Annotated in this window: 36 protein-coding genes and 3 tRNA genes; 29 read left to right on the top strand and 10 right to left on the bottom strand. The window is 60.0% G+C overall.

The window, feature by feature from the left end:
• Positions 1-25: 25 nt before the first annotated feature.
• From ABDK11_RS08225 to ABDK11_RS08200, 6 genes are all read right to left on the bottom strand, one after another.
• On the bottom strand, positions 26-382 hold the full coding sequence (locus ABDK11_RS08225) for a hypothetical protein (RefSeq protein ID WP_346839810.1): 357 nt from the start codon (positions 380-382) through the stop codon (positions 26-28).
• Positions 383-720: 338 nt separating this feature from the next.
• The gene (locus ABDK11_RS08220; protein WP_346839809.1) at positions 721-2,403 is read right to left on the bottom strand and encodes a primase-helicase family protein; all 1,683 of its coding nucleotides are present in this window, start codon (positions 2,401-2,403) and stop codon (positions 721-723) included.
• Positions 2,400-3,461, bottom strand: coding sequence for a PriCT-2 domain-containing protein (locus ABDK11_RS08215; RefSeq protein WP_346839808.1), 1,062 nt, complete (start codon positions 3,459-3,461; stop codon positions 2,400-2,402). Before ABDK11_RS08215 ends, ABDK11_RS08220 begins: the two co-directional genes overlap by 4 nt.
• A 140-nt stretch (positions 3,462-3,601) precedes the next feature.
• The gene (locus tag ABDK11_RS08210; protein ID WP_346839807.1) at positions 3,602-3,898 is read right to left on the bottom strand and encodes a hypothetical protein; all 297 of its coding nucleotides are present in this window, start codon (positions 3,896-3,898) and stop codon (positions 3,602-3,604) included.
• Between the two features lie 40 nt (positions 3,899-3,938).
• The gene (locus ABDK11_RS08205; protein WP_346839806.1) at positions 3,939-4,394 is read right to left on the bottom strand and encodes a helix-turn-helix transcriptional regulator; all 456 of its coding nucleotides are present in this window, start codon (positions 4,392-4,394) and stop codon (positions 3,939-3,941) included.
• A 140-nt stretch (positions 4,395-4,534) separates the two neighbouring features.
• Positions 4,535-4,765, bottom strand: a complete 231-nt coding sequence (locus ABDK11_RS08200; protein ID WP_346839805.1) for a hypothetical protein — start codon at positions 4,763-4,765, stop codon at positions 4,535-4,537.
• Positions 4,766-4,869: 104 nt separating this feature from the next.
• On the opposite strand from ABDK11_RS08200, the gene ABDK11_RS08195 reads away from it, so the two are divergent.
• Positions 4,870-5,547: a S24 family peptidase gene (locus ABDK11_RS08195; protein WP_346839804.1), complete on the top strand. Its 678-nt coding sequence runs from the start codon at positions 4,870-4,872 to the stop codon at positions 5,545-5,547.
• 49 nt (positions 5,548-5,596) lie between these two features.
• On the opposite strand, the gene ABDK11_RS08190 is transcribed toward ABDK11_RS08195, so the two are convergent.
• Positions 5,597-6,202 (bottom strand): hypothetical protein, encoded by a 606-nt coding sequence (locus ABDK11_RS08190; protein WP_346839803.1) that lies wholly within the window; start codon positions 6,200-6,202, stop codon positions 5,597-5,599.
• 188 nt (positions 6,203-6,390) lie between these two features.
• Here ABDK11_RS08190 and ABDK11_RS08185 point away from each other — a divergent pair, with 188 nt between their 5' ends.
• The 26 genes from ABDK11_RS08185 to ABDK11_RS08060 all read left to right on the top strand — a co-directional run bounded on the left by ABDK11_RS08185 (position 6,391) and on the right by ABDK11_RS08060 (position 17,923).
• Positions 6,391-6,729, top strand: a complete 339-nt coding sequence (locus ABDK11_RS08185) for a helix-turn-helix transcriptional regulator (RefSeq protein ID WP_346839802.1) — start codon at positions 6,391-6,393, stop codon at positions 6,727-6,729.
• Positions 6,726-6,908 carry a hypothetical protein gene (locus tag ABDK11_RS08180; RefSeq protein WP_346839801.1) on the top strand — a complete coding sequence of 61 codons (183 nt, stop codon included), beginning with the start codon at positions 6,726-6,728 and terminating at the stop codon, positions 6,906-6,908. Before ABDK11_RS08185 ends, ABDK11_RS08180 begins: the two co-directional genes overlap by 4 nt.
• On the top strand, positions 6,905-7,228 hold the full coding sequence (locus ABDK11_RS08175; RefSeq protein WP_346839800.1) for a hypothetical protein: 324 nt from the start codon (positions 6,905-6,907) through the stop codon (positions 7,226-7,228). Before ABDK11_RS08180 ends, ABDK11_RS08175 begins: the two co-directional genes overlap by 4 nt.
• Entirely contained in the window at positions 7,225-7,575 is a 351-nt protein-coding gene (locus ABDK11_RS08170; RefSeq protein ID WP_346839799.1) for a DUF6378 domain-containing protein, read from the top strand. Before ABDK11_RS08175 ends, ABDK11_RS08170 begins: the two co-directional genes overlap by 4 nt.
• Positions 7,576-7,577: 2 nt before the next feature.
• Entirely contained in the window at positions 7,578-7,739 is a 162-nt protein-coding gene (locus ABDK11_RS08165) for a hypothetical protein (RefSeq protein WP_346839798.1), read from the top strand.
• The gene (locus ABDK11_RS08160; RefSeq protein ID WP_346839797.1) at positions 7,736-8,026 is read left to right on the top strand and encodes a phage antirepressor KilAC domain-containing protein; all 291 of its coding nucleotides are present in this window, start codon (positions 7,736-7,738) and stop codon (positions 8,024-8,026) included. The genes ABDK11_RS08165 and ABDK11_RS08160 overlap by 4 nt, the downstream gene beginning before the upstream one ends.
• 33 nt (positions 8,027-8,059) lie before the next feature.
• Positions 8,060-8,764, top strand: a complete 705-nt coding sequence (locus tag ABDK11_RS08155; protein ID WP_346839796.1) for an Nmad5 family putative nucleotide modification protein — start codon at positions 8,060-8,062, stop codon at positions 8,762-8,764.
• Positions 8,765-8,842: 78 nt separating this feature from the next.
• Complete coding sequence (locus ABDK11_RS08150; protein WP_346839795.1) at positions 8,843-9,271, top strand: DUF1566 domain-containing protein; 429 nt, start codon at positions 8,843-8,845, stop codon at positions 9,269-9,271.
• A gap of 113 nt (positions 9,272-9,384) precedes the next feature.
• Positions 9,385-9,753, top strand: coding sequence for a DUF1566 domain-containing protein (locus ABDK11_RS08145; RefSeq protein WP_346839794.1), 369 nt, complete (start codon positions 9,385-9,387; stop codon positions 9,751-9,753).
• Between the two features lie 23 nt (positions 9,754-9,776).
• Entirely contained in the window at positions 9,777-10,220 is a 444-nt protein-coding gene (locus ABDK11_RS08140) for a four helix bundle protein (RefSeq protein ID WP_346839793.1), read from the top strand.
• Positions 10,217-11,578 carry an RNA-directed DNA polymerase gene (locus ABDK11_RS08135; RefSeq protein ID WP_346839792.1) on the top strand — a complete coding sequence of 454 codons (1,362 nt, stop codon included), beginning with the start codon at positions 10,217-10,219 and terminating at the stop codon, positions 11,576-11,578. Before ABDK11_RS08140 ends, ABDK11_RS08135 begins: the two co-directional genes overlap by 4 nt.
• Positions 11,575-11,724: a hypothetical protein gene (locus tag ABDK11_RS08130; protein WP_346839791.1), complete on the top strand. Its 150-nt coding sequence runs from the start codon at positions 11,575-11,577 to the stop codon at positions 11,722-11,724. Before ABDK11_RS08135 ends, ABDK11_RS08130 begins: the two co-directional genes overlap by 4 nt.
• On the top strand, positions 11,721-12,239 hold the full coding sequence (locus tag ABDK11_RS08125; RefSeq protein WP_346839790.1) for a hypothetical protein: 519 nt from the start codon (positions 11,721-11,723) through the stop codon (positions 12,237-12,239). Before ABDK11_RS08130 ends, ABDK11_RS08125 begins: the two co-directional genes overlap by 4 nt.
• Positions 12,236-12,565 carry a hypothetical protein gene (locus tag ABDK11_RS08120; RefSeq protein WP_346839789.1) on the top strand — a complete coding sequence of 110 codons (330 nt, stop codon included), beginning with the start codon at positions 12,236-12,238 and terminating at the stop codon, positions 12,563-12,565. The genes ABDK11_RS08125 and ABDK11_RS08120 overlap by 4 nt, the downstream gene beginning before the upstream one ends.
• Positions 12,562-12,999, top strand: coding sequence for a hypothetical protein (locus ABDK11_RS08115; RefSeq protein WP_346839788.1), 438 nt, complete (start codon positions 12,562-12,564; stop codon positions 12,997-12,999). Before ABDK11_RS08120 ends, ABDK11_RS08115 begins: the two co-directional genes overlap by 4 nt.
• Complete coding sequence (locus ABDK11_RS08110; protein WP_346839787.1) at positions 12,996-13,445, top strand: hypothetical protein; 450 nt, start codon at positions 12,996-12,998, stop codon at positions 13,443-13,445. The genes ABDK11_RS08115 and ABDK11_RS08110 overlap by 4 nt, the downstream gene beginning before the upstream one ends.
• Entirely contained in the window at positions 13,442-13,735 is a 294-nt protein-coding gene (locus tag ABDK11_RS08105) for a hypothetical protein (protein ID WP_346839786.1), read from the top strand. The genes ABDK11_RS08110 and ABDK11_RS08105 overlap by 4 nt, the downstream gene beginning before the upstream one ends.
• On the top strand, positions 13,732-14,094 hold the full coding sequence (locus tag ABDK11_RS08100) for a hypothetical protein (protein WP_346839785.1): 363 nt from the start codon (positions 13,732-13,734) through the stop codon (positions 14,092-14,094). Before ABDK11_RS08105 ends, ABDK11_RS08100 begins: the two co-directional genes overlap by 4 nt.
• Before the next feature lie 5 nt (positions 14,095-14,099).
• Positions 14,100-14,621, top strand: a complete 522-nt coding sequence (locus ABDK11_RS08095; protein ID WP_346839784.1) for a DNA N-6-adenine-methyltransferase — start codon at positions 14,100-14,102, stop codon at positions 14,619-14,621.
• Positions 14,618-14,839 carry a hypothetical protein gene (locus ABDK11_RS08090; protein WP_346839783.1) on the top strand — a complete coding sequence of 74 codons (222 nt, stop codon included), beginning with the start codon at positions 14,618-14,620 and terminating at the stop codon, positions 14,837-14,839. The genes ABDK11_RS08095 and ABDK11_RS08090 overlap by 4 nt, the downstream gene beginning before the upstream one ends.
• Positions 14,836-15,471, top strand: a complete 636-nt coding sequence (locus ABDK11_RS08085) for an HNH endonuclease signature motif containing protein (protein WP_346839782.1) — start codon at positions 14,836-14,838, stop codon at positions 15,469-15,471. The genes ABDK11_RS08090 and ABDK11_RS08085 overlap by 4 nt, the downstream gene beginning before the upstream one ends.
• Before the next feature lies 1 nt (position 15,472).
• On the top strand, positions 15,473-15,718 hold the full coding sequence (locus tag ABDK11_RS08080; RefSeq protein WP_346839781.1) for a hypothetical protein: 246 nt from the start codon (positions 15,473-15,475) through the stop codon (positions 15,716-15,718).
• Positions 15,719-16,000: 282 nt separating this feature from the next.
• Entirely contained in the window at positions 16,001-16,366 is a 366-nt protein-coding gene (locus ABDK11_RS08075; protein WP_346839780.1) for a hypothetical protein, read from the top strand.
• A 4-nt stretch (positions 16,367-16,370) separates the two neighbouring features.
• On the top strand, positions 16,371-16,610 hold the full coding sequence (locus ABDK11_RS08070; RefSeq protein ID WP_346839779.1) for a DUF4224 domain-containing protein: 240 nt from the start codon (positions 16,371-16,373) through the stop codon (positions 16,608-16,610).
• A complete protein-coding gene (locus ABDK11_RS08065) occupies positions 16,610-16,879 on the top strand; it encodes a hypothetical protein (RefSeq protein WP_346839778.1) in 270 nt (89 codons plus the stop codon). The genes ABDK11_RS08070 and ABDK11_RS08065 overlap by 1 nt, the downstream gene beginning before the upstream one ends.
• 9 nt (positions 16,880-16,888) lie before the next feature.
• Positions 16,889-17,923: a tyrosine-type recombinase/integrase gene (locus ABDK11_RS08060; RefSeq protein WP_346839777.1), complete on the top strand. Its 1,035-nt coding sequence runs from the start codon at positions 16,889-16,891 to the stop codon at positions 17,921-17,923.
• 104 nt (positions 17,924-18,027) lie between these two features.
• Here the strand turns inward: ABDK11_RS08060 and ABDK11_RS08055 are convergent.
• The 3 genes from ABDK11_RS08055 to ABDK11_RS08045 all read right to left on the bottom strand — a co-directional run bounded on the left by ABDK11_RS08055 (position 18,028) and on the right by ABDK11_RS08045 (position 18,488).
• Positions 18,028-18,103: transfer RNA gene (locus ABDK11_RS08055), tRNA-His, on the bottom strand.
• Positions 18,104-18,316: 213 nt separating this feature from the next.
• Positions 18,317-18,393: transfer RNA gene (locus ABDK11_RS08050), tRNA-Arg, on the bottom strand.
• Positions 18,394-18,411: 18 nt separating this feature from the next.
• Positions 18,412-18,488, bottom strand: a tRNA-Pro gene (locus ABDK11_RS08045).
• Positions 18,489-18,825: 337 nt separating this feature from the next.
• Here ABDK11_RS08045 and folD point away from each other — a divergent pair.
• Entirely contained in the window at positions 18,826-19,674 is an 849-nt protein-coding gene (gene folD, locus ABDK11_RS08040) for a bifunctional methylenetetrahydrofolate dehydrogenase/methenyltetrahydrofolate cyclohydrolase FolD (RefSeq protein ID WP_346839776.1), read from the top strand.
• A gap of 119 nt (positions 19,675-19,793) precedes the next feature.
• Complete coding sequence (gene rsuA / locus ABDK11_RS08035) at positions 19,794-20,486, top strand: 16S rRNA pseudouridine(516) synthase RsuA (RefSeq protein ID WP_346839775.1); 693 nt, start codon at positions 19,794-19,796, stop codon at positions 20,484-20,486.
• Positions 20,487-20,490: the final 4 nt, after the last annotated feature.

Genomic DNA, 20,490 nt, shown 5'->3' with positions numbered 1-20,490 from the left:
CTCTTTCTCACGCCGTCAACACTTTTTATGAAACTTTTGGGAGTGCGCCGCGAAAAACTTCCGCATTAAACAAAACGTGAATGCCATCGATACGCCGATACAGCGTCTGCATTGAGATCCCCAGCTTTTTCGCCGCCTGGTCATGCGTTAAATACGGCGGCAGATAAAACAACCGCACGGTATCACCAAGGTCCTGCGGCAGCGCCAGAACAAACTGCTCCACCTCTCGCACATCCGAATCGATCGGCACCACCTCACCGCCACCACCAGAAACAAACACGCCCCCGTTCGCCTGAAGGCGCCCCAGGAGGCTGCCGCCGCCAGGCCCACCTTCCAAAGCTGCTGCCCATTTCTGAAACCGCAAATGCACTCGTTCAATCATCACATCCCCCTCTAGATTTACCCTGAATACCTAACCCGTATATCCCCGTACACCACCCGTACATCAAAAAAAACAGGTATACGGCTCTACAGCCCGCATGGTTACTACGCTTTTCAATCAACCCGTATACCCGTAGGGCAATTCAACGTGTCTCGCGCGAGAAAAAAAATAATCAACCCCGCCAGCTGGCGAACCCTCACCCGCAACACACGCGCGCGCACGCGCGGTGCAGGCATACAGGTATACGGGAACCGCACTAACCCCAGCAACCACGCGGCCTGCAAAGCCGTATACTGTATATCCATCATGTACGGGAGCTATACGGGCATATACGGGAATCATGCGTCCACCTCATGGAATGCACCGATCGCATCGCGGAAGGCCTTCACGCATTCGCTCAACCACTCTTTCTGCGTCTTGTCCGCCGGCCGCTCATGCAGCAGGAAGAAAGTCCCCTGCACATCCTTTTTGATGCCCTTACCATAACCGCCCGGGCTGTCGTACTCCAACCGGTTCCTCTTCACCACCCGCGCTGCCAAACACTCCGAGAAGCGGTTCTTGTCCATCTGGTGAAAGCCACCGTCCCGGCACCATTTCCGGTAGGCCTGGTACAGGTCTCCGGTGAGACACGTGTGATATGGAGCATCGAGCTCACCACTCGACCACTCCCGGTAAAAAACCTCCCAACTGGGCAACCCGAAGCTGATCAGCCGCTCCTTCGCCTCGGTCATTGGCGGCTCAGTGTGACTATGGAAGTCCCCCAAGTCCTGATCCAGCAGCCAGCCATAGAAGGCCGCCGGGCCGCCGTTAACCAACTCGTGGTCCACGCCCTTCTTCAGCTCACCCGGCAATTTTTTCTTGGGCCACACCACCAGGAACCGCCGATCCCGCGGCTCCACAGGAAATGGCAGCAGCTCATTAGAGAGGAACACACTATTCATATAGTTCGCCTCCTCCCAACCACTGACGAATTTTTTCTCGATGCGTGTCGTCGCCCCAGTGATCATCTGCTTAATGTTGCCCATCTGGGAATACTTCTTGTCGCGCGAGAAAATCTCCTCAAACACACCCCACAGCAGGCTCGACTTCCAGTCGGTGTAGGAGCTCTCGATCTGGTGCTGCCCCAGGGTCGCGCTGTACTCCCCATACACCTCGCGCATAACCCGGTCGAAAAACAGGCTTTTACCGGCTCCCTGCATATCGGAGTGCATCAGCAGGCCCGAATCCAACTTCGACCCCACATGCTGCAGCGGATACGCCAGCCACTTCACCATCCAGGACCACACCTCTTCATCACAGTTACACAGGTGCCACAGCATCGCTCGAATATTCCGGCAGGCATCGAGATCGCGCACCGGGTTCAGCGGCAACCGCTGATAGGTATTGATATGCGTCTTCGGATCCGCCTGGCGCGTAGGGTCAAAAACCACATTCTTTTTCGGCACCATCTTCCGGTCCGGATGCCGGTACCAGATATCGTAGGCATCCGGGAAGATGTGCTTGATCACCTTCAGCGGGCTGCGCTCCCAGTGCTTGCGGTCCCACACCTCTTCCGTGCCCTCCAGCAAGGTGAACCGCCGCAGCATCTCACCCACTCCCCCCGCCCCCTTCTGGGCGGCCTGGCGCGCCGCGATAAACTGGCGCACATCCTGCTCCAGCACCTTGCGCTTCTCGCCAGTGGCCATGAACTGCTTGTGCACTTCCGAGCCCACTTCTGCCCGAAACGCCGTCGACTTCATCTCCTTGTGCAGATGCTCGTCCCACACCTTGGTAGTGCCGGAAATCAGCGCAAAGCGCTTAAGTGCGTCCTCGAGCGTAATTTCGCGCGCCTCAGCAGTGACAGAGGGTGCGGGAGATTCGGGCGGTGGCGGATCCGCAGCTTCCGCCGCGGGCACCTCGTTAGATGGGGAACGGGGGAAGAAGGAAACGTTCGCCATAAACGCATCGAGCTGCCGGCGCACTTCCCCCAGGCCGTGCGCCACATGCACATCATTGAAATCGATTCCGCTTTTCTTGTTCACGCGGCTTCCTCGAGCTCTTCATTCAGCGACGGAATAATCACAGAACCGCCGACCACCTTCGCCGCCGCCGTCGCCTTCTCAACCCCGTCGTTCACCTTCAGGTGCGCATCGTCATCCGCCGCGAACACCATGTGCTGATCCGGGTAACGCTCGCGCAGCTGCAGCGCCACGCTCATCAGGTTGCCACAGTCAAAGCACACCACCACCGGGCAGTCGTACGCCTCGCCGATGCTCGTCGCCTCGCGGATGGTGGCACCGGTGGAATAGCCCTCCACCAGGATGAGTGGCTTGTTTGGGTCCGGCTCGCCAATCCAGTAGAAGAGCCCCGACTTGCGGCCATGCCGGATAAACGCCTTGCTCTTCTCCGACAGCACCTGCAAATTCCAGATCTTGCCGTCGATATCCATCAGCGGCACCGCCGCATGGCCCTTCTTGAAAAACTGGATTTTGGTGCCCTGCGCCTCGCGCTCTTCTTTGGGCACATCGAAAATCGGCTTGATCTCCGCCCAGTCCGTCAGCACCTCCACCTGGTCGCCGCGCTCCACCAGCAGAAGTGGTCCGGAGAAGAAGCGCAGGCCGTACGACTTCACCTTCTTGCGGCCCAGGTACGGGCTGCGCCCCATCGGCTTCAGCTCCGCCCAGATCGACTGCGCCAGCAATGCGATACGCTCGAACCAGGCCGCCTCTTCCGCAGCCTCCCGCTCAGCATCGATCTTACGCTGGCGTTCGCGCTCCGCGCGCTCCCGCGCCTGCTGCTGCTTTTCCGCCTCGGACAGCTCGCGGCGCTCGAACTCGAACCCATGCTCCTTCGCCAGCGCGAACAGTGTACCGATGCCAATACCGCCGCCGGAGTGCTTGAAGCTCTTCCAGCTCGCCTTCGCCGAATCCGCGTTGTAGTTGCCCGCCTGCTCGCTCCAGTAATCCCAGGCATCGAACCCCTCGTCGCCAAACTCCGACTTGATCGCCATGCCCACCTTGATCCAGATCTCGCGCTCATCGGCCCGATCGAGAAAGGTCAACGCCCGGCGCACATCGTCCAGCGTACATTGCTCATACATGGTGAAATCCCCCTAAGACTCAAGCGCACGATAGCGTGTTGAAAAGGCCGTCTCTCCGGCTGTCACACCACTGTGCAGGTGTCGCGCAGCCTTGTATGCTGAAAGTCCCTCAACCGTCAGTCATACAAGGAAAAGTCATGTCATTTCTCGACAACCAGACCATCGAACTTTCTTGCCCCCAGTGCAGCCGAAAGCACCCGAAGCGAGTCTCCTGGCTCAACAGTAACCAATACCTCAACTGCCCCTGCGGCACTCGCACCAAGATCGACGCAACGCAGTTCCGGCGCGAAGCTGCCAAAGTCGACAAGGCCATCGGCGATTTCAAGCGGAGCCTCAACAAGACCTTCAAGATTTGACAAATCGGCAGTGATTCCCTGCAGGCAGTTGAGGAGTGGTTGTGCATCTGCCTGCAGTGTTATCGTCGCGGACTGAGACATTCCGTTCTCCTTCGTAAAATTGGTTTTATTCAATAGAAGCTCAGGCCCCGTGAACCGGCGTATCGTCCTGGAAGAAAATGGCTGGCTGTAACTCGCCCACCAACGCATCCAAGGACTCCCGCACCTCGCACAGCCGCGCAAACAGCGCCGCGCCCTCACCGTCTTTGGAGGAAGACAGGGCCGCGGTTGCGGCCCCGAGGTGTGCCTGGGCTTTGGTGATATTGCCCAGGAAGGCCGCCGCTCTTTCCGGGTTCAGCGGCACCGGCTGCGCAATCGCACTGCCATCGGCCAGCATCGCGCCGCGTCCAGAGGCCAGCCAAACCGCACTCACACCCAGGTAATCCGCAATCTGCACGAGGAACTTCGACCCCTGTGCCTTGCCCGCCTCCAGGTCGCTGTAGGACGGCTGCGCCATACCCACGGCATCCGCCACTTCCGCCTGCGTCTTGTCCGCCGCGCGGCGCGCGGTGAGGAGTCTATCTTTCAGCTCGATCATTCCCTTCCTCCTGGATAAATCCCCATACATCCGGGCGGATTACCCGCCCCGGCGGCAGCCGGCAGAATGGCCGCCATAACGACAAAGGGGATTTGCAATGGTTATTGTTGTACTGCTCTCGCCGACCAACCCACGGCCGGTCAGCTTGCCTGTTTCTCTTCTGGAAGCTCTTCGTACCGCTCCGGGTACAAGGCCTCGAGCTCCGAAATCACCCCATCGGAAGCTCGAGCAAGACGCTCAGCCAATTTCCGACCCACAGACCCGCGGGCAACTGCAATTTGCTTGAAGTTGGCGAAGTTGGTACCGGCGCTCTTAGCCAACGCCTCTACTTCTTCCTTGGAATGTGAGTAATAGAACTGTCTCGGTGTCATGGTTCGTTATCCTCCTGAGCCCGAAACAATAGTGAATTGCTGATTTTCAGTCAACAGTATTTTGCTGATTCTCGATAGCTAATTACTAACGGTATGATTCGCAAATGGATATAAAAGACATTCGCCGCGCGAACATCAACCTATTGGCCGACATGTACGGTAGGACGGATATTTCCGAAAAGTTGGGATACCCGGACAACAACTACATCAATCAGCTGTGTTCGGGACATGGGAGCTTTGGAAGTCGGACCGCCAGAAAGATCGAGGAAGCTCTACAGCTTCCGCGCGGATGGATGGATTACCCACAAACGAACAGGGCTCCCGGCATTGGTGAAAAAGCAACCGAATATAATTCCGGCGCAAGCCAAAATCCCCGAATTACCGGCCGCATTCCGTTGCTGAGTTGGGACACCGTTGGTACATACTGTGGGGCGATGGAGAAATTTGAGCCCAAGGAGGCGCTAGACTGGCTTATATGTCCAGTTTCACACAGCAACAAGGCATTTGCTCTCACGGTATCAGGAGACTCAATGGTAAGCCCCTATCCAGGCCACAAGAGCTACCCACCTGGCACTATCATTTACGTGGACCCAGAGAAGAAGCCCACTTCAGACTGCAGGGTTGTCGCCACAGTCGATGGGACAGCCACATTCAAAACTTTAGCCAAAGACTTAGGACAGACCTTCCTGCGCTCGATCAACCACAACTACCCAACAGCTGATATTTCAAATCTCGATACATGCATCTGCGGCGTTGTAATTGGGGCCTTTCATCCAGAATAGCTAAAAAAAAAGCCCGCAGTGGCGGGCTTTCTACTAAGCAGCGAAGGCCTCAATCGGCACCGCCTATGCAGCCCATAACCTTGTTGGCCACACCTTCCATCACGTGATATGCATCTACCGGGCCAGCGCCTCTCCAGGCTCCCACTGGGCCGAACCCGCTATTAGCGGCACCACCGGTATCAAGCTGAGCATGCTGAACATCCGAGAATTTAAGCCGCACAACTCCCTCACCAAGCTCCACCAACAACTTGAACTCCACTGCGTTGCCAATTGGTACACCAAGCAGAGTTGTCGTGTATGTCTCCCGCCCCTGGGCGACAACTTCTTTTTCGTCCGAATACTTTAACACCTGTCCGCCCGCCGACTCAGTAGAGTTGTTGACCTGATAGTAATTCCCAGTGAAGGCGCCCACAAAAGAGCTACTGGAATCACTCAAGGTAACGGCCCGGTTGTTCACATACTCTGCAACACACCGCGCGGGCGAACGGTGCACCTCTATCGGCTCCTCAAATCGAACCGTATCAATGAACTGCTGGTTATATGCCGCCGGGGGAGTCAGCGTCACATTATCTGGAATGGCAGGATCGGGCGCATTCATGCTTGCGCACCCAGCAAAAGCCAATATTGCAACCCCCAAAGTGACAAGTCGGATCATTTCTATTATCCCTTTTGTGATGATTGTCACATAGAGAATAACAGCGCTCTGCAAGCACGAAAATACTAATCTGCACGAATAAATCAGTTCAAAAAACAACCAAATAGTAAAAATCAGTATTTTACTGTTGACAAGTAAATCAGCGTTTTACTAATGTACGCCCAACAACCAATAACCAGGGCGACCAAATGCACACCGCCACCAACTTCAGACCACTGGCCCCACGCCAGGCCGAGGCCCTCGCGCACCGCGCCCGGGGCCTCAGCAACGCCGAGACGGCCGCTGCCATGGCCTGCTCCGTGGCCAATGTCACCAACCTGCTGGCCGAGTGCTTCTTTAAATTGCACGCCCGTAACAGTACCGACGCCGTCGCCAAGGCCATCAAGTTCGGCCTGATTCAGTTCTGCCTGCTGGTCACCCTGCTCGGCAGCATCAGCCCAGACGCCCTCACCCCGGCGCGCAGCCGCATCCCGCGCCGGCCCGCAAAGGAAATCCGCATCCGCCCCAACCGGGAGTACCAGGTATGACCGTCTACGTGCACCCCACCGTCACCACCGCGCAGGTCCTGCGCGAGATCGAACGCCGCACCGGCCGCCTCGCCGTGGTCACCCACAGCGGCCGCCGCCTGCGCCTGGCAGAGCCCAAGCGCAAGCCACACAACCCCGGCCCCGATGACTGGCCGCCCTTCGGAGGACACGCCGCATGAGCATGAACGCCGTCACCCTCACCCAGTACCAGCGCAGCATCCTCGCCCTGCTGAAGCTCGAGCGCGGTAACACCGGCGCCAGCGAGATCGCCGCCCTGGTCCTGCTCAGCGCCTGGAACAGCTACGACTTCGCCGTACCGGTGGCCGACCTGTGCCGACTGGACAGCGACAACTTCCACCACGCCATGAACACGATCGAGCTGCGCTACCACGGCGCCGAACCGCATCGCCTGGTGCCGAACGGCAATGAGGAATTCGAAGCGCTGTGCCAGCGCTGGGCGCATCTGAAAACGAACGAACGGACGGAGGCAGCAGCGTGACCGACGGACACCAACCGACAGGGCCACAACCCATAAACCCGCCCAAGACCAAGGGCAGGCCCTCACCCGACTACAGCGCACCCGCCTTCCTAGAGGCCGGCGCCCAGCACATGCGCGACCGCGCCAGCCTGCGAGACGCCCCCGATGGCGAGCGCTCCATGGCCAAGACCGTGGCCGCCTTCAACGCCCTCTACGGCAAAGACCTCACCGAGGAAGAAGGCTGGATGTTCATGGTGCTGCTCAAGCAGGCCCGCGCCAGCCAGGGCAAGTTCGTCGCCGACGACTACGAAGACGGCGCCGCCTACTTCGGCCTCGCCGGGGAAGCCGCCGCAGGGGCACGGGGATAACCGTGAACGAATTCACGCAGCTGCTGGAGCTGGTCCAAGACCTCACCAACAAGGTCGCCGCCCAGCAGCTGCAGATTAACAACCTGCGCGAACAAGTCGCCGAGCTCACCGAGCAGCAGTACGGCCACGCCGAACCACCACCAGCAGAGGACCAGGCCCAATGAGCGAGACCAAACTCACCCTCACCCAGGCCGCCCGACATCTGGGCATCGGCAAAAATACCCTGCTCGCCCGGCTGCGCACCGCCGGCTGGCTGCACAGCACCGGCGCCATGCGCAACGCGCCCACCAAGGCCGCCACCGAGCAGGGCCTGCTGCACCCCAAGCTCACCGCCTACCACCGCGGCCCAGTCTGCATCCAGCACCCCACCTCCCTGGTCACCGCCAAGGGCCTGGTGTGGATGCAGGACTTGCTGGACCGTGAAGCCGCAGGCACGGCCAGCGCCAGCTGAACACTCACAACAACAACGGATGGGACCAGAAACATGAAATCATTTCCGATCACCAAAGAAATGCGCGCAGACATCGCACAGCGGCTAACCGCCAAGGCTGTCGCCGCAGAGGTCGATGCCATCGACAAAGATGCCAAACGCATCAACAAGGAATTCTGGAAGCAGTACGAGCAGAAGCTCCGTGCCGCCTCAGGTATACCCGCCACAAAATGGGCCAACCTGATCCAGATCGGTATGGCGACAAGAACCATTCAGGAGTCACCGCGCAAGCAAGGTAAAGATCGCCCACAAACGATCTTCCTGATCCCCATGCACCGCCAACAGTCCGAGACACTCCACGAGCAGATCACCAGTCAGGTAAAGGCCAAACTGTTCAACTGGGTGATGCAGAAATACGACCACAATCTGCGCCTGAAGCTCACCGCCGACAAAGCCCTTCCGGGCATGACCGGCAGCGATATGGTCGACGACCCGGCGCTAATAGCCGACATTGAAGCACTTCAGATCCGCATCAAAAACTTGCTTGGCGCCATCGATACTTTCTACTCCCAGACGTGGACAGTTCTGCACTCTTGCCGCACCGCCAAGCAAATGCGGGAGCTGTTCCCCGAAGGGGCAAAGCTATTGCCCGAACCACCAGCAACGAACACTAACCTGGCACCCACTGAGCTCGCGGCCTCCGTGACCGAGATGCTGCGCAAGGGCGTGCCGCCAATAGAGCCCGCAAAGGCCGCTTAATTTCATTCGCGTCATAGGCGCACTAACCAAACAACCAGGTCCGCCGGTATGGGGCCGAACATTAACCCGGAGCCACCAATGCAAAACCTCAACATAAAAATCCCCGGCAAAACCATCAGCATCGACACCAACGGCGGCGACATCACTGTCGCCCTTGATGCCGACCAACTGCCCACCGCCGCCAATGGCGAACTGGAGTGGAGCGACACCCTGCTGGAAGGCGAGACCGTCACCCACGAGGAAGCCGAGAAAGCGGTAGCCAAACTCGGCAACGGCTGGCGCCTGCCCACCGTCGACGAGCTCGCAACCCTGGTCGATCGCAGCCGCCACGAGCCGGCCATCGACACCGAAAAATTCCCCGACACCCGCAGCCGCGCCTACTGGACCAGCACGCCGTGTGCCTGGAATGACGCTGCTGTTTGGGTGGTCGGTTTCGGCTACGGCGGTGTCGACTACTACCGCCGCAGCGACTACGCCTGTGTTCGCGCGGTTCGCGCCGGTCAGTAGTTTTTGATTTTTGCAGCGCAGCTGCCCCGAATTTTCCCGCGCCCTGGGCGCATCAGTCAGAAGTAACCGTCTCGGGCTGCCGGTAAGGGGCCCATTTTTAACCGGAGGAAACCATGGAAGTGCAAACGCCCAACACCGAAACCAACACCGAAGCCGCGAGCACAGAGCTCGAATGGAGCGAAACGCTGCTCGACGGCGAAGACGTTACCTATGAAGCCGCCGAGCAGGCCATCGCCGAACTCGGCGAGGGCTGGCGCATGCCGACCCGCAAGGAACTGGAATCGCTGATAGACACCAGCCGCTACAACCCGGCCATCGACACCGAAAAATTCCCCGACACCAAGAGCGACTGGTACTGGACCAGTACGCCCTGCGCCTGGAATGACGCTGCTGTTTGGGTGGTCGATTTCAGCTACGGCTATGTCACCGACGACCGCCGCTACGACAGCGCCTGTGTTCGCGCGGTTCGCGCCGGTCAGTAATTTTTGATTTTTGATTGAATGCCATGACGACTCGCCAACTGCCAGAAATCGCCAAGAAAGCCGAACGCCTGCTCATCGATATCGAGCAGGCCGTTCGCGGCTTCCCGCGCTACCACAAGTACACGCTCGGCACCGACCTGCGCAACCAGGCCATGGCCGTGTTGCGCCTGTGCCACCGCGCCTGGCGGGACCGCAGTCGTCAACCGCACTGGGTTTCCGAACTGACCTGGGCTATCGATGAGCTGAAGTTGAGCCTGCAGCTGGGCAGCCAGCTGCGCGCCTTCCGCAGCTTCAGGCAGTTCGAATCGCTGATCCGCCTCGCCGAAGAAGTCGGCCGCTGCGCCGGCGGCTGGAGGCGTCAACTTCACCGCAAGAGCCAGAATCCGCAGGGCCAAGCCCAACCGGAGCGCGCTCAGATACTGAGTGGCCGCGCCGCCTCTCGCAGCAATGCAGGGGCCAAAAGATGACGACGTCGCACTACCAAGATGGCTGTCCGACAGGGTCGAAAGAGCGCGGCAACGCTGCTGTTTGGGTGGTCAATTTCAACAACGGCAATGTCAACAACAACCACCGCAACAACAACGCCTGTGTTCGCGCGGTTCGCGCCGGTGAGTATCACGGTGAAGAGGCAGTCTCCCTGCGGGAACTGCACGACGCCTGGCGCACAGCCCGGGCCGGCAAGAAACCCAGCCAAAACCAACTCGCCTTCGACGCCCACTGGGCCGAAGGCCTTCTTCACCTGCAGCGCCGCCTCAACAGCGGCAGCTGGCAGCCCGGCCGCAGCGCCTGCTTCGTGGCCACCCGCCCCAAGGCCCGCGAGATCCACGCTCCCGACTTCGCCGACCGCGTCGTGCACCACTGGCTGGTCCCGCAACTAGAAAAGCTGTGGGAACCCGCATTCATTTTCGACAGCTACGCCAACCGCAAAGGCAAAGGCAGCCACGCCGCCGTGCAGCGCCTGCAGCAGTTCGTCCGGCAGGTGCACAGCGGCCAGCGCGGCGGCCGGTACCTGCAGCTCGACATCCACAATTTCTTCAACTCGATTCACCGCCCCACCCTATGGGCGATTCTGAAGAAAAAGCTGCAGCGCGCGCCGGTATCCGACCAGGTGATGCGCACCACCCACGCTCTGCTGCGCCGCCCGCCCCTGCAGGCCGGCGTGATCTACCACGGCACCGCGCAAGAGCGCGCCCTGGTGCCACCACACAAGCGCCTCGAGAACGCGCGCCCCGGCTGCGGCCTGCCGATCGGCAACCTCAGCTCCCAGTTTCTCGCCAACGTCTACCTCGACCGGCTCGACCAATTCGTCAAGCACACACTCAAGGCCAAGCGCTACCTGCGCTACGTCGACGACTTCGTACTGGTGCACCGCGACCGCCAGCAGCTGGCCACCTGGCAACAGCAGATCGAAACCTTTATCGCCCAGGCGCTGCAGCTGCGCCTCAAAGCGGATATCCGCCTGCGGCCACTCGCCGACGGTATCGACTTCCTCGGCTACATCGTGCGGCCCAGCCACACCCTGGTGCGCCGCCGCGTCGTCGCCCACGCGCGCAGCGCCCTCGCCGAATGGGGAAGCAAACACCTGTCCGGCGGAAAGCTCCAGGCCACCCCGGCGCAGTTCCGCGCAATCCAATCCATCGCCGCCAGCTACGCCGGCCACCTTCGCCACGCCGACAGCAACCGCCTGCAGCGCAGCCTGATCAACCAATTTCCCTGGCTGCCCAGCGCCACCAGGAAGCGCACCTTCGATTACCGCCTGGAAGGCACAACCATCACCGTGCCGACCCGCCAACAACGCACCACACCCACCGGAGGCACAGCATGAACAATAACGACGGCTTCGACTGGCTGCAGGAAATCCAGCGCAGGCAACACGAACCGGCACCCAGCTTTCGCGCACTCGCGCTCGCGGGCCTGATGTACGCCGTTGTCATCATCGGCCTCGGCTACTACCTGGGCCATATGGCATGAGCAGGAACAAACGGGCGTGGCAGCCAAAGGGCAGGCACATCAACAGCCTGATGCGCGGCCTGCGCCTGATCGCCATGGAGAGCAACGGCCTAGAAGACGACGGCACCGCAAAGCTCGGCATCGACGCCAGCCTGCCCACCATGCGCACACTCGCCAGCCTCGGCAACGCCGACCACCTGATCCGCAGGCTGCAGCACAACTGGCTGGTGATGGTCGTGGTGATCATCCGGGACTGGCGCGGCGACATCGACACCGCGCACCACTTCTTCATCGGCAAGGGCCAGCGCATCAACGACCTGGCCGAAGACGTACAGCCGGCGCTGGAAAAAGTACGCGGCGAGGTGAACGAGAAATTCATCATCGACTGGGGCTGGATCGCCGAGATCCTGCCCAACAGCAACCAGGACAAGAAGCAGGACCAAGAGGCCTATATGAACCGGGCTGAGGAATACCTGCAGGTGTTTATTCAGAACCGGCATCTGAAGCCGGTTGGGCAAGAGGAGAAAGCAGCGTGAGTAACGACAAGATACGGGAAGCGCTGGAACATTTGGAAAATTGGCAATTGCACGGTTTTGATGAAATGGCTGAAGCAGCATTGGGCTGCCTGAAGGCCGCCCACTCCATAGAGGAGAAGCGGGAGTGGATCAGCTGCAAAGAACAACTGCCCACCCGGGATGACGCAGATTGCGAAGGTAATTTGTGGTGCCTCAATGGTGCAGGCGTCGGCCTGTGGCGTTGGGAGGTCGTGAACACATCTCCGCACGATTGGGGTGTTACCCATTGGACGCCCACCGGCCTAACCCGCCCCGCGCCGCCTGAGACTGGGGAGGTGCAATCATGAGTAACGACAAGATGCGGGAAGCGCAAAACGCAGTAATAAGGCTTGTAAACGGGGCAATCCTGGAGGGTTATCCACGCAAGACGGCCGAGTATTTACAGCACGCGATAGAGGCCGGATTGCAATCCCAGCAGGTAGAGCAGGAGCCTTTTGCCCTTGAAGTAGTCGCAAAAGTGGCCCGGGAATTGGGCGTAGATATGGACTCGCTGGATGGCGATGGAACCGAGGAATCACTAGCGCTAGAGGCAATCGATCGACTGATCGCGGAGCGCCCCCAGCCAGCATCGCAGGTGCCGGAGGATTGGCGCGAGCGGCTTATCGCCGATTATCGGCGCGAATATATTGGGCAATCAATCGAATCATGGTTGCGTCGCCTGCCAGATTCGATAGTCGCCCCCTCCATAGCGGCGAAGCCGGAGCAAGGAGACAAACCGTGAAGCTCAATATCAACAACAAAGCAGTTCAGTCTGAAATTAAAAAAAACGTGGCTGAAATGCGCGCAAAACCCTACATATGCGAGGAGCGGTTTGCCATAGCAGAACTTCCAGGCATGCAGGTGCATGTTGTAGTAACGCGAGAAGAAGAAGATTTTCTCGATGAAGTAGACCCGGCTTTTACCGCGCACGCACCCGAGCAGCCCCCAGAGCAGTTGCACGATCAGCTATTTTTTGTGGGATACACCAATGGCTATCAGGTCCAATACGGAGCTGAGGAAGAGGGCAGCTTCTACAACAACACGGACCGTGATTCCGTCATTCCGCTGTACATGCTCAAAATCCACCAGTGCCGACTGGAAAGCACCACTGGTGGCGCGGTGACCCTCGACAGCATCAAAGCGGTCCGTCGCCCCGCGCCGCCTGAGACTGGGGAGGCGCAATCGTGAGCGATGTTAACTGCCCAAACTGCCGTGAGCCCCAGGAAATCAACCACGACGATGGTTACGGCTATGACGAGGACAAGACGCACGAGCAGGAATGCCACCACTGTGGCGAAACCTTCGAGTTCACCACGGAAATCAGTTACGAATATCAGGTGTTTTGCAAAGACGGCCAGCACCCAGAGGGAGCGCTGGAGGCTATCGGGTCGCCGCGCCCGGAATATGGCCAGTGCTGGGCATGCAATCGCTGCGACTGGGTGGGCTTTCTCGGAACAGATAATGAGGTGCAATCGTGATCTGCGAGTACGTCCAGAACCAATACAACGTCCCCGCCTGCATCGGCCGCCGCGTCGTGGTCGCTGGCCGCCCCGGTGTCATAGCCGAGGACCGCGGCCACTATATCGGTGTCAACTTCGATGATGAAAAGCCCGGTGTCATTGCCAGCTGCCACCCGACCTGGCGAGTGTCATATCTCGGCATGGGCAAGGTACGCAATCTCACCAAGAGCCAGCAGCGCTACCGTCGCTATTTGGAGTATGGCGACAGCTTCCAAAGCTTTCTGGATTTCTGCCGCTGGGATGCAGACGTTCAACGGGAGGCGCTGGTGCGGGCGAATATGGGTGTGCCTGCAATGCCGGTACCGGAGGCAGCGTAATAGCGATGGACGGTTTGTTTACCAACACCCAGGCAGACAGAAGCCCGAGAAAAAGCGTCGAGTGGTACACGCCCGCGTGGATATTCGAGGAGCTTGGAATCGACTTCGACCTAGACCCGAGCTCACCACATGATGCTGAAACCGCAGTCCCGGCTGAAGTGAAGTACACGGTCTTCGACGATGGACTGAGTAAGCCGTGGTTCGGTCGCGTCTGGTTGAACCCGCCCTACGGCCGTGACACACCCCAATGGATCCGGCGCATGGTTGACCACGGATGCGGCATTGCCCTGGTATTCAGTCGAACCGATGCGGCCTGGTTTCAGGAGGCGATGACTGCATGTGCGGCAATACTTTTCATGAAGGGGAGAGTGCAATTCACTCCCGGCCGAGAAAACCAACATAAACGAAGCCGTTGCGGCGCCGGTACCGCCATGCTCGCATTCGGCCAAGGGTGCGCAGACGCCCTGCAGAAGATGAGCTCCAGAGGTACCTACATCGATCGCCGCACCAACGGGATAGCGCCATGAAAATCCTGCAGTTGAACCTGCCAAAGGAACCAAAGCGCTGGAGGGAACAGCGCTGCTGTCGAATCGTGCGCTCCACCGGCACCCACTACTTCCAGGGCCGCAACAACCGCTGTGGCCGCATGGCCCGCTTCACGCTCAACGGCATCGCCCTGTGCACACAGCACGCCGGTGAAGCCGCCTTGTATCACCTGCTACGCAAACCGGAGGGCGCCGCGTGAAATCCCGCAACCCCTGGTGCGAAGCCGAGCTGGCACAGCTGCGCGCGATCTACCCGCACCAGCCCACCGCAAACGTGGCCCGCGCGCTCGGTCGCAGCGAATCCTCGATCAACGGCAAGGCCTACCAGCTGCGCCTGAGGAAGAGCGTCGAATATTACACCCGCACGGTCGCGGGCCGGCTCCGGAAAGGCGACACCCGTGGAGCGAAGACCCGCTTCAAGAAGGGCAACACTCCGCACAACAAAGGCGTGAAGGGCTGGCAGGCCGGCGGCGATGCGCACAAGACCCGATTCAAGCCCGGGCACAGGCCGCACACCTGGAAGCCGATCGGCAGCGAGCGCCTGACCAAGGACGGCTACCTGCAGCGCAAGGTCAGCGACACCGGCTACCCGCCGCGGGACTGGAAGATGGTACACATCCTGCTGTGGGAAGCGCGCAACGGGCCACTGCCACGGGGGCACATGATCGTGTTCCGCAACGGCGACAAGACCGACATCCGCCCGGACAACCTCGAGTGCATCAGCCGCGCGGACAATATGCGCCGCAACACAGTGCACCGCCTACCGAAGGAGCTGGCCGAAATCTGCCAATTGAAGGGCGCCCTACAGCGCCAGATCAACAAGAGAGGCTAACGTGAAAAACAAAATTGAAGACCTGCGTAACCATTTGTTCGCCACCCTCGAGGCGCTGCAGGATGAGGAAAACCCGATGGATCTGGACCGCGCCAAGGCCATCAGCGACACGGCCCAGACCATCATCAACTCTGCCAAGGTGGAAGTGGATTTCATCAAGGCTACCGGGGTGAAAATGAATGGCAGCGCCGGTAGCGGCTTTATTCCCCACGAACCGCGCGGCCCTCAGCCGCTGGGCAAGGAGTAGCGAGTCGTGATCGCCGCCGAGTTCTTTAACGACTGGCCCGAAGAAGACTACCAGGAAGCGGTAACGGACTGCCTGAGGAGCCTCCGCGAGTACCTGCCCAAACGCAACCTGGAGCGTAGCTATCGGGTATCGGCACGGGATGCGATAGCGCAGGCCCGCTATCTGGGCATTACTTGTGTCCCAGGGCTACCACCTACCCTGCCGCGCAAGTCACGGAGTACTGCGAGCCTTACAGTGCCTCCAACAGCCGAAAAGCAGTTGGATATGTTTGCGGGATAGAAAATGAACAAACTACCGGATGTTGGTCAGTTCCTGCGCCCCATCGGCTCTATTCGCTGCTGGAAATATTCCCTGCGCGTTATCGAGCACTTTACACCCTGCAAAGACTGGTCGACAGGCGGTTTTGAATGTGAGCGCTGGGGATTGCAAGACGGGCGCCCATACGATGATGGCCATATAAATTCCGGGCATCTCATCGAGCTGGAGCCGACCTTTGTCGAGGGCGTCTATCGCTGCCCGCCCGCCACGCGGGACCAGGATGCCGAGGGAGACGATTACCGATATGCGCAGCCCAGCGTACGCAATGAGCCAGTATATTTCCGAGCCGTGCGCGGCCCGGATGATCAGATAGATATGTTTGCGGGATAGAGCGATGAGCAACCTACTCACCAAAGCCGAGATCGCCCGCCTCACCGGCGCCCCGGCCGACAACCCGGAGGCGCAGAAGCAGGTGCTGGACGCCAACCGCATCCCCTACGTGCGCCGCAGGGACGGCAGGCCAGCGCTGACTTGGGATATGGTCAACCAGGCTGCACTCGCCCGCGTCAACTCGACTCCGGCCGCCAACGGCAGTACCCTGCCTTCGGGGTTCAAACTACCGATTGCCAGCTAATGAAAATCAAATACGAAGAAGATCTGGCCATAGAACTAAATGCTGAGTTGTGGCTTCCTGATGCCGATGACACTGGTTTCGCTGTCGAGGGACAACAACCCGAAATAGCCATAACTGAAGCCAGCGGTACCTTCACCGCGTCCGTAACCTTGCGTGACCTTTGCAGAGAGTGCATCACTAGAAATCCAAACAGCGATACCACCACAGTTGTCACAAACTGGCTAAGGAATATCGCTGACGATATCGAAGCAGAATTCAACAACAAATAAGAAATCGGAATGGGCAGACAACGCAAACCAGAAAACGCCTGGATGCCACCGCACGTGGCGCGCTACAAAGGGGGTTACCGGGTCCGCAAGAAGGGCGATCCCACCCGGCATATCGCCGGGCCGGACGCCAGCAATTCGGAGGTCTGGGCCGCCTACGAACGCTACCTCGCCGATCTGGTGCAGAAGACCTTCACCGTCGCCGACCTGATCGAGCTCTACTTCGCCAGCCCCCAGTACACCAAGCACCTGAAGCCCGCTACCCAGCAGGACTACGAGCGCTACAGCAAGCAGGTCCGCGAGTCGTTCGGGGAGATGTCCCCGGATGCCATCACCAGCCCGCTGGTGCAGCTGTACCTGGACGCCCGCGGCAACAAGCACCCAGCCGCCGCCAACCGCGAGCGCACCTTCCTCGGTATCCTGATGAAATGGGGCAAGGCGCGGGGCTTCGTCACCATCGAGGACCCCACCACCGCCGTGCGCCCACTGCCGGAGGGACCGGGCGGTCGCTATGTCGAAGACTGGGAGTATGAGGCATTCTGGCGCTGGCTCGGCGAGCGCGGCCACGCGGTGCACCAGTGCGCCATGGAGATCGCCTACCTGTGCGCCGCCCGCCAGCAGGACGTACTGGCGCTCACCCGCAAGGACATCCAGGAAGACGGCCTGCTGATCGTCCAGGCCAAGACCGGCAAGCAGCAGTTGAAGCTGTGGAGCCCCGCCCTGCACGACGCCGTAGAGCGCGCCCTGGCCACCAATACCGAGGCGCAGATACAGACCACCCACATCCTGCGCAGCCGCACCGGCCGCCGCTACACCCGCACCGGATTCAACGCCGTGTGGCAACGCGAGCAACGCGCCGCCCTCGAGGCCGGCGCCCTCCAGGAGCGCTTCCGCTTCCACGACCTGAAGATCAAAGCGGCGTCAGATTTCGACGGTGACGTGCAACAGTTCACCGGCCACAAAACCCGCTCGATGGCCGAACGCTACAACCGTAGACCGGACCGTGTGGTCTCGCTGAACAGGGCCAAACGGGAAACCTCAAGTTAGATTGAGGCAAGAATTCGTACACTGAATTCGTACACTAGGGACTGAAACGAAAAAACCCCGCACTAGGCGGAGTTTCTAAGTCCTTGATTTAACAAGGAAATATATGGGGTGGCCGACGGGGATCGAACCCGCGACCTCAGGAGCCACAATCCTGTGCTCTACCAACTGAGCTACGGCCACCATTGAAAGTGCTATGTCTCAACGCCTTGTGGCGACGCTGAAGTAACTGCCTGGCACAAGGCCCGGCAGGGCCAGGTCGAACGTTTGCGAAGCACCGCTTCGCGTTCTTCCTGGTGCCAGCCAGCTGTGCTGACTGGCCGGAATAGTCCTGCGACTACAATCTGGCAGCGGATTCAATGGAACCTGCCAAGACTCATCGCACAACCAAAAGGTTGGCGCACCCGGCAGGACTCGAACCTGCGACCATCCGCTTAGAAGGCGGATGCTCTATCCAGCTGAGCTACGGGCGCAAGAAAACCCGGTAAATCTGGTCGGGGCAGAGGGATTCGAACCCCCGACATCCTGCTCCCAAAGCAGGCGCGCTACCAGACTGCGCTATGCCCCGTAAAAGGCCAAATCCTAGAATCCGGCAGCGGGGCCAAGTTCCCTCCCCGCGTCCCATCGGTCGGCTACCGCCCCCGAGAGAGCGCGCATAATACTGACACCCCCGGAGGGAGTCAACGCCGCTAAGCCATTCTTTTTGCAGTAATTTCATCCTGTTGCGCACTGCATGACCAAGTGGCGAAATTATTCGCCGCCTGTGCGAAAATAGCCGGCTTCGCAACCGGGTTGGCCCGCGGACTGCGCCGTACTCGCCAACAGGCGGGAGCGGTACCTATATTAAAGTAGCAGCAGGTATCCGCGCCCCAACCCACGACTAAAGACTTGTTGAGATAGCCCCTATGTCTGCACTGGTTCTGGACGGCAAAGCCCTGGCACAGAAAACCGAACAAGAGCTCTCCGCGCGCGTCGCCGCGCTGAAAGAAAAGAGCGGTGGCCAGACACCGATTCTGGCCACCATCCTGGTCGGCGACGATCCGGCCTCCGCCACCTATGTCAAAATGAAAGGCAATGCCTGCCGCCGCGTCGGCATGGACTCCCTGCAGGTGGAGCTGCCCTCCTCTACCACCACGGAGCAGCTGCTGGCCAAGATCGAGGAGCTGAATGCCAATGCCAACGTGCACGGCATCCTGCTGCAGCACCCGGTGCCGGAACAGATTGACGAGCGCGCCTGCTTCGATGCCATTGCCCTGCAAAAAGACGTCGATGGCGTCACCTGCCTCGGCTTCGGACGCATGGCCATGGGTGAAGACGCCTACGGCTGCGCCACCCCGAAGGGCATCATGCGGTTGCTGGAAGCCTACGACATTGACCTCGAAGGCAAGCACGCAGTCGTCGTCGGTCGCAGCCCGATCCTCGGCAAGCCGATGGCGGCCATGCTGCTGAACGCGAATGCCACTGTCACCATCTGCCACTCCCGTACCCGGGACCTGGCTGAACATATCGCCCGCGCGGATATTGTCGTCGGCGCGGTGGGCCGCCCCGAATTCATCAAGGCGGACTGGATCAAGGACGGCGCCGTGGTCGTCGACGCCGGCTATCACCCCGGCGGTGTCGGCGATATCGAACTGGCCCCACTGGTGGATCGCGTCGCCGCCTACACCCCGGTGCCCGGTGGCGTCGGCCCGATGACCATCAACACCCTGATTTACCAGTCAGTAGATTCCGGCGAACGCAAGATCGGCGCCTGAAGCCTCTAGTTCCCGCCCTTCTCCCCGACCCTCTCCCGCTGGGGAGAGGGTGGAAATCCTGAACCCCTGCGCAGCTGCAACCGCGCAGGGGCCACTGCAACTGTTACCAGAAGGCCGCCATGCGCCTAGATAAAGCCGTCAGTCAGGTCACTGACCTCTCCCGCGCCGAAGTAAAACGTGCCGCCCGCGCCGGACGCATCACTGTCAACGACGATGTTGTCACCGACCCCTCCAGCAAGGTTGCCGACAGCGACCTGTTGTGTCTCGACGGCGAACCACTGGCGGAACCCGGCCCGCGCTATTTTATGCTGCACAAGCCGCTCGGTTACGTCAGCGCCACCAAGGACAGCGAACACCCTACCGTCCTCGATCTGCTCGATGAGCCCAACAAGCAGAAACTGCATATCGCCGGGCGCCTCGACATCGACACCACCGGCCTGGTGCTGCTCACCGACGACGGCCAGTGGTCACACAAGGTCACCTCGCCACGCCACCACTGCGACAAGGTTTACTACGCGCACCTCGCGGAGCAGATCGATGACGGTGCCGTAGAAAAGTTCGCCAAAGGGATCTGGCTCGAAAACGAGAAGAAGCGCACCAAGCCCGCGCGCCTGGAGATCCTCTACGCTAACGAGGTGCGCATCACCATCAGCGAGGGGCGCTATCACCAGGTCAAACGGATGTTCGCCGCCCTCGGCAACCGGGTGCTGGAGCTGCACCGGGAACGCATCGGTGACATCGCGCTGGACGAAGACCTGGAACCCGGCGACTACCGTCCGTTGAGCGCCGACGAAATCGCCTCCATCCAATAAGGCA

It is taken from the genome of Microbulbifer sp. SAOS-129_SWC, assembly GCF_039696035.1.
Taxonomy (GTDB): Bacteria; Pseudomonadota; Gammaproteobacteria; order Pseudomonadales; family Cellvibrionaceae; genus Microbulbifer.
The sequence above is the reverse complement of the archived record's forward strand: the minus strand, read 5'-3'. Positions and strand labels throughout refer to the sequence as shown.

Bases quoted from the DNA above. Each gene is read 5' to 3' on its own strand.
- ABDK11_RS08225 (WP_346839810.1), bottom strand. From the start codon at position 382: ATGATTGAACGAGTGCATTTGCGGTTTCAGAAATGGGCAGCAGCTTTG.
- ABDK11_RS08215 (WP_346839808.1), bottom strand. From the start codon at position 3,461: ATGTATGAGCAATGTACGCTGGACGATGTGCGCCGGGCGTTGACCTTT.
- ABDK11_RS08210 (WP_346839807.1), bottom strand. From the start codon at position 3,898: ATGTCTCAGTCCGCGACGATAACACTGCAGGCAGATGCACAACCACTC.
- ABDK11_RS08205 (WP_346839806.1), bottom strand. From the start codon at position 4,394: ATGATCGAGCTGAAAGATAGACTCCTCACCGCGCGCCGCGCGGCGGAC.
- ABDK11_RS08200 (WP_346839805.1), bottom strand. From the start codon at position 4,765: ATGACACCGAGACAGTTCTATTACTCACATTCCAAGGAAGAAGTAGAG.
- ABDK11_RS08195 (WP_346839804.1), top strand. From the start codon at position 4,870: ATGGATATAAAAGACATTCGCCGCGCGAACATCAACCTATTGGCCGAC.
- ABDK11_RS08190 (WP_346839803.1), bottom strand. From the start codon at position 6,202: ATGATCCGACTTGTCACTTTGGGGGTTGCAATATTGGCTTTTGCTGGG.
- ABDK11_RS08185 (WP_346839802.1), top strand. From the start codon at position 6,391: ATGCACACCGCCACCAACTTCAGACCACTGGCCCCACGCCAGGCCGAG.
- ABDK11_RS08180 (WP_346839801.1), top strand. From the start codon at position 6,726: ATGACCGTCTACGTGCACCCCACCGTCACCACCGCGCAGGTCCTGCGC.
- ABDK11_RS08175 (WP_346839800.1), top strand. From the start codon at position 6,905: ATGAGCATGAACGCCGTCACCCTCACCCAGTACCAGCGCAGCATCCTC.
- ABDK11_RS08160 (WP_346839797.1), top strand. From the start codon at position 7,736: ATGAGCGAGACCAAACTCACCCTCACCCAGGCCGCCCGACATCTGGGC.
- ABDK11_RS08155 (WP_346839796.1), top strand. From the start codon at position 8,060: ATGAAATCATTTCCGATCACCAAAGAAATGCGCGCAGACATCGCACAG.
- ABDK11_RS08150 (WP_346839795.1), top strand. From the start codon at position 8,843: ATGCAAAACCTCAACATAAAAATCCCCGGCAAAACCATCAGCATCGAC.
- ABDK11_RS08145 (WP_346839794.1), top strand. From the start codon at position 9,385: ATGGAAGTGCAAACGCCCAACACCGAAACCAACACCGAAGCCGCGAGC.
- ABDK11_RS08140 (WP_346839793.1), top strand. From the start codon at position 9,777: ATGACGACTCGCCAACTGCCAGAAATCGCCAAGAAAGCCGAACGCCTG.
- ABDK11_RS08135 (WP_346839792.1), top strand. From the start codon at position 10,217: ATGACGACGTCGCACTACCAAGATGGCTGTCCGACAGGGTCGAAAGAG.
- ABDK11_RS08130 (WP_346839791.1), top strand. From the start codon at position 11,575: ATGAACAATAACGACGGCTTCGACTGGCTGCAGGAAATCCAGCGCAGG.
- ABDK11_RS08125 (WP_346839790.1), top strand. From the start codon at position 11,721: ATGAGCAGGAACAAACGGGCGTGGCAGCCAAAGGGCAGGCACATCAAC.
- ABDK11_RS08115 (WP_346839788.1), top strand. From the start codon at position 12,562: ATGAGTAACGACAAGATGCGGGAAGCGCAAAACGCAGTAATAAGGCTT.
- ABDK11_RS08095 (WP_346839784.1), top strand. From the start codon at position 14,100: ATGGACGGTTTGTTTACCAACACCCAGGCAGACAGAAGCCCGAGAAAA.
- ABDK11_RS08090 (WP_346839783.1), top strand. From the start codon at position 14,618: ATGAAAATCCTGCAGTTGAACCTGCCAAAGGAACCAAAGCGCTGGAGG.
- ABDK11_RS08075 (WP_346839780.1), top strand. From the start codon at position 16,001: ATGAACAAACTACCGGATGTTGGTCAGTTCCTGCGCCCCATCGGCTCT.
- ABDK11_RS08070 (WP_346839779.1), top strand. From the start codon at position 16,371: ATGAGCAACCTACTCACCAAAGCCGAGATCGCCCGCCTCACCGGCGCC.
- ABDK11_RS08065 (WP_346839778.1), top strand. From the start codon at position 16,610: ATGAAAATCAAATACGAAGAAGATCTGGCCATAGAACTAAATGCTGAG.
- ABDK11_RS08060 (WP_346839777.1), top strand. From the start codon at position 16,889: ATGGGCAGACAACGCAAACCAGAAAACGCCTGGATGCCACCGCACGTG.
- folD (WP_346839776.1), top strand. From the start codon at position 18,826: ATGTCTGCACTGGTTCTGGACGGCAAAGCCCTGGCACAGAAAACCGAA.
- rsuA (WP_346839775.1), top strand. From the start codon at position 19,794: ATGCGCCTAGATAAAGCCGTCAGTCAGGTCACTGACCTCTCCCGCGCC.